Raw genomic sequence first — 1,724 nt, 5'->3', positions numbered from 1 at the left:
CTCAGCCGGCGCCGGGCCGCCCCAAGGCGGCTGAGCACCCGCGCGGCGGGCGGTGACGGTACCCCGTCACCGGGTGCTCCATTTCAGGGCCGCTTCTTCGACGAGCGCTGGATCGCCTCGTTGATCTCGCGGATCGAGCGCTCGATCTCGGCCTCGTCCAGGTCGCCCGGCGCGGTGTCGGCCAGGCTGGCCTGGATGGTCGACGCGAACACGTCTTCGCCGAGGCTGCGGGTCGACACGCCGGCGGCGCTGTCGCTTTCTTCGACCGCTTCCCATTCGACCGCCAACACGGTGACGTTGTCGCCGTGGGCGCCGCCGTTGCGCAGCGCGCGCTCGACCATTTCGGGCACGCCGTCGGACAGTGAGCGCGTGGACAGCAGTTCGACGACCTCTTCGTCGTTCAGCTGGCTCCACAGGCCGTCGGAGCAGACGATCAACCGGTCGCCGGTCTGCAGCGTGACCGGGCCGACCGTGTCGACCACCGGCTTGCCCGGGCTGCCCAGGCAGGTGAACAGCACCGAGCGGTTGAACTTGGCGTCGATCGGCACGACCTGCGACAGCGTGTTCTGCAGCTCGGTGTACGAGTGGTCGCGGGTGCGGGCGATCAGGTTGCCGCCGCGGACCAGATACAGGCGCGAGTCGCCGCAATGGGCCCAGAAGGCCGCGCGGCCTTGCAAGACGCAGGCGACGACCGTCGTGCGCGGCGTGTCGACCAAGCCTTTTTCGGTGGCGTAGCGCAGCAGCTGGTGGTGGCCGGCGAGGATCGCGTCCTGCAGGAAGCGCAGCGGGCTCTTCAGGCTGGACTTGGCTTCGCGCTGGAACGCGGCGGCCAGCGTCTGCAATGCGAGCTGAGAGGCCACTTCGCCCTCAGGGTGGCCACCCATGCCGTCGGCGAGCGCGAACAGGCCCGAATCCCGCGTGTAGCAATAGCCCATGCGGTCTTCGTTCTTCTCGCGGCCGCCTTTCCGGCTGACCTGGTAGACGGAAAATTTCATCGTGCCCCGGTCTTCAGGTTCTCGATCTGCAATTTGAGGCGCTCAGTGAAACTGAGCGAGGTATAGCGCCGTTCGGTCTCGCGTGACAACTCTTTTTGCAACGCGAACACACTTTGGGGCCGTGACAGCGGGTCCAGCGACATGCACCACTCGGTGACCTCGATCAGGTTGTCCGAGTAGGTGTTACGCATGCGCGACATCGACAAGGTCAAACGGTCTTTGTCGATGCGCTGCGGCGCGTCGGTTGGGGGATAACCCTGCATGCAGGCGTAGATGCAGGCGCCGATCGCGTAGATGTCGGTCCAGGGGCCGAGCGAGCCGTCGCGGCGGTACATCTCGGGTGCCGCAAAACCGGGCGTGTACATCGGCCGGATGAAGTTGCCTTCTTTGCTCAGCACCTCGCGGGCGGCGCCGAAGTCCAGCAGCACGGCCTTGTTGTCATTGGTGATGAAGATGTTGGCCGGCTTGATGTCCAGGTGCAGCATCTTGTGCTGGTGGACGATGCGCAGGCCTTTCAGGATCTCGTCGAAGAGCGAGCGGATGGTCGACTCGCGGAACACCTTCTCTTGCTTCAGATCGCGCGCCGTGACGATGAAATCCTGCAGCGTGTCGCCCTGCAGGTAGTTCATCACCATGTAGACGGTTTCGTTCTCGCGGAAGAAGTTCAGCACCGAGACGACGCTGGGGTGCGAGATCTGCGCGAGCGAGCGGCCTTCTTCGAAGAAGCTC

2 protein-coding genes are annotated in these 1,724 nt (G+C 65.1%); both read right to left on the bottom strand.

Going from position 1 to position 1,724, the window contains the following annotated elements; translation table 11 throughout:
• Positions 1–83 precede the first annotated feature (83 nt).
• A complete protein-coding gene (locus tag AC1DYI_RS34675; protein ID WP_477208639.1) occupies positions 84–995 on the bottom strand; it encodes a PP2C family protein-serine/threonine phosphatase in 912 nt (303 codons plus the stop codon).
• The coding region (locus tag AC1DYI_RS34670) for a serine/threonine protein kinase (protein WP_477208638.1) at positions 992–1,724 on the bottom strand (733 nt) is incomplete at its 5' end. The genes AC1DYI_RS34670 and AC1DYI_RS34675, both read right to left, overlap by 4 nt.

Source organism: Ideonella sp. P3_A4 (assembly GCF_056403075.1).
This window is presented reverse-complemented; position numbering and strand designations above follow the sequence as displayed.

Excerpts from the sequence above, each read along its gene's own strand:
- AC1DYI_RS34675 (WP_477208639.1), bottom strand. The coding sequence starts at position 995 with ATGAAATTTTCCGTCTACCAGGTCAGCCGGAAAGGCGGCCGCGAGAAG.